The 1,202-nt window shown below is 46.0% G+C and carries 1 protein-coding gene; it reads right to left on the bottom strand.

The window, feature by feature from the left end; all coding sequences use genetic code 11:
• Window positions 1-56: 56 nt before the first annotated feature.
• On the bottom strand, window positions 57-1,085 hold the full coding sequence (locus tag FC85_RS04370) for an IS30 family transposase (RefSeq protein WP_056997204.1): 1,029 nt from the start codon (window positions 1,083-1,085) through the stop codon (window positions 57-59).
• Window positions 1,086-1,202: the final 117 nt, after the last annotated feature.

Genomic DNA, 1,202 nt, shown 5'->3' with positions numbered 1-1,202 from the left:
CCCGAAGTGTCAAATCAAGTGCAACAGTTAATGACCTATTCCAATGATTGGTCTAGTTAGTCAGCTAGACCTGGTAATAGTTCAGCTGGACAATGATAATCTAAGAGCTTTCGAGGACGGTGATTCAAGGTATCTTGAGCGACCTGTAGTTCAATCACATTCACCGGTCCCAAGGATTTACCCTTAGGAAAGAATTCTCTTAGTTGTCCATTTAGGTTCTCATTAGTCCCACGTTCCCACGGCGAATATGGATGAGCAAAGTAGATCTCAGTCTCCTTGACTTGGCTAAGTTCAGCGAACTCACTACCATTATCAAAGGTAATGGTCTTAAAGTATTGCGGGCCATAGTCGGCCAAAGTCTTTTCGAGAGCTTGGCGACAAGTCCTGGCGTGGTAATTAGGTAGTTTCACCAAGATTTCCAAACGACTAACCCGTTCCGTGAGCGTCATTAACGCTGGTTCATTCTCATCGCGTTTGGCCTTAACCAAATCGCCTTCCCAATGGCCAAATTTTTGACGCTGCTGGACAACTGCCGGGCGATCTTCGATCGATCGGCCTAACACCTTCTTATTTAAGCGAGAGTGAGAGCGTCCTGGCTGTTTAATTCGGCGCCGTAGTTTCTTAGGAAGGTCATGGTTGCGTAACGCCAAACAACCTTGATCAATATAACGATAAACGGTGGGCACCGAAGGACACGGGAAACCTGGGCAGGTCTTCTTGAAATGATCAATATAGGTATCGACGTTGTAGACCCGCGGGTTAGCTTTCAGAGCCCTAGTCAAGCTCTTAAAGAAGACAATGGCTTTTTTAAGTAGTCCCTGCGGATGACAATTAGCTCGGTGTTTGCGGTACACGGCTTCGCCGGTTTCCGCAAAGTAGGCTTGATAATAGCGATGACATTGAGAATCAATTTGAGTTGTCGTGCCGCGGGCTAGTTCACGGGTAATGGTACTGGTACTGCGATGAAGTGTTTTTGCGATCGTGTGCGCGGTTTTGTGTTGGCGACTGAGCGCCTCAATTTCACCGCGTTCATCAGCTTGGAGTTGTTGGTAATGACGAGGCATGTTATTCTGGTTTTGGGTCATGAAGACACTCGCTTTCTTAATTAATTTCGACGTTAATAAGAATAGGTCTTCATGGCCTTTCATGTCTAGTCTGAAAGGTCTAGTTGATTAGTGTTGCACTTGAATTTTAAACTGGGC

The sequence above is a fragment of the Lentilactobacillus diolivorans DSM 14421 genome, assembly GCF_001434255.1.
GTDB lineage: Bacteria > Bacillota > Bacilli > Lactobacillales > Lactobacillaceae > Lentilactobacillus > Lentilactobacillus diolivorans.
Note: the sequence above shows the minus strand (reverse complement) of the source record. Positions and strands in the feature narration are given on the sequence as shown.